Here is a 2,010-nt window from a genome sequence, read left to right on the forward strand (position 1 = left end):
CTAGCCAAAAGTGTAAATTAAGCTCCCCGACCTAAACCAGCGTGAGCTCTCACGCCGCTATTTACTATATAAAGGTATCACTTCCTACAACCCTGGGCTTGTTCAACACTCGGGATAAGGACGCGGCTACGCGCGGCCTATCCTTATTTGTTATGCGTTTAACGATTACAGCCTGTTCCTTTACATTTAAGGGTATTAAAGTCATATAACTTACTATGGCCTAATTTCCCATCAGGGTAAGGAACATTTTCCTTTAAAAAGAAAACTACACTATCTGCACCAAATAGCCCCGCTGGAATTCTGATTTTTTTAAGAATGACATAAGCCCTTTGGCTAATATAGATGTCAGGTTTATATTTTGATGAAACGTCAATACCTGCTACAGGTGGAAGGCTCTCCATAAGTTGATCTGATTTTAACTTAACCCACCTATTTACATCTTGCTCGCTATATTCTCTTATATAACCCTTAGATATTAATTGATTAAGCCCATATTTTCCTGAGAATGAAAATATAGGGTCAATATGTTCATCAATATTACTTTCAACATTTGTAAAAAAAGGAGTTTTGTGGCTAAACGCATCACCAAAACCAAGATTCCCTCTCTTAGCTTTGGTTACTAAGGAAACTTTTTTATTAAACAAGCGTAAAGAAAGTGGATTTACTTTGTGGAGAGTTTTAGGTTCAATATATAAGGAGGTACAAGGAACCGCCTCTCTAGACATGGTGGTTATTACAGGTACATTATTTGGTAACCCTATGATTACTTGCTTATAATAACCTGAAGCATACACAGCTTCTATTTTTGTATTTTCTGTCCACTTTATATTCCATATTGATGGTTCATATGCGCTTAAAAATAACGCTACAGGTGAGTCAGGTGAATTTACGGCAACATCAAATTTAGTTGTTCTATGACCACTTTCATCTATTTGGTAAATAGTCGGGGAGCCACTGTAAGCCCCACCAGCATATACAACTAAATCAGAAGAAAACTTAACCCCGGAAAAATCACACTTTATTTTAGGATTAAAGCTATCACGCTCTGGTTTATGAGAATATGTTCCACTTACTTTCTCAACTTTCTCAACTTTCTTAGGCTTAAAACTTAGCTCTTCGATTCTTGAAGCATATACCGTGAGTAAACAACCTGCATTGTCGCTGCAAATAGTGTTTCTTTCACTTAGCCATTTGCGTTGTTTGCTAATAAGGTGTTTTTTTTCTGTTTCTGTTAATGATTTTAAATGTTTTGAATAATACTTAGATAACTCTTCGTCTAACAAGTTAAGTACGGTATTTGAGCAAATAGCTTTTTCGGTTATGTTTAACTTTACAGAACAGTCAAAACTAGCTGCATAGACATTCAATAAAGGCGTTAAGATAAAGATTAAAGTTAGTATAAGAAATTTCATTTATTGGCCACATCCTAGTGTGCGAAGTAGTAATACGCATAACATTTTATTAGTGCGCATGCGCGTTTACCTCGTTGGACCAGTGAAAACGCGCACAGTTAACTATCTGTATACAATGAACTTATCAGCATTTTGCTAAATATACCATCTGGAAAAACGCGCATGCGCGTTTTCCAAACCTATTATCTACTTGACGAATAGCATAAGTAATTAATTCTAATGCCATTTATTTAAATCAACATGAGAAAACGCGCACGAATACAGGATGAAAATCGTTCAAAATCCTGATAATTTGAATATGACTGTATAGTTATCCAGTTTTTGGTTGGAGAGTAGTGAATTACATCTCGCTGGTGTCGCGATGAAAATTGCCAGGCTAGAATGTCCGTTAGGTACTGATCCACCGACAACGTGTTAACTCATTTTGGGGCAAAAGCACGTTAGCTTTTTACTCGCCCTCACACCAAATGAAGCTAAATCGAAGAGAGTCAATAACCCAGTGTAGATACAGCTGCGGACGTTGATGGCATGGCCGCTCTCTGACATCCATGTCATCGCGGCATTTGTGAATCCATTCACGTCAGATGCCATCGTCGAG

General features: G+C 37.4%; 2 protein-coding genes. Both read right to left on the reverse strand.

The window, feature by feature from the left end; translation table 11 throughout:
* Positions 1-158: 158 nt before the first annotated feature.
* A complete protein-coding gene (locus tag BEL05_RS12010; RefSeq protein WP_069671318.1) occupies positions 159-1,412 on the reverse strand; it encodes a lysozyme inhibitor LprI family protein in 1,254 nt (417 codons plus the stop codon).
* 414 nt (positions 1,413-1,826) lie between these two features.
* Positions 1,827-2,010: hypothetical protein (locus BEL05_RS21130; protein ID WP_217629865.1), on the reverse strand; the 184-nt coding region annotated here is incomplete at its 5' end.

Origin of the sequence: Shewanella colwelliana (assembly GCF_001735525.1) — a bacterium.
Taxonomy (GTDB): domain Bacteria; phylum Pseudomonadota; class Gammaproteobacteria; order Enterobacterales; family Shewanellaceae; genus Shewanella; species Shewanella colwelliana.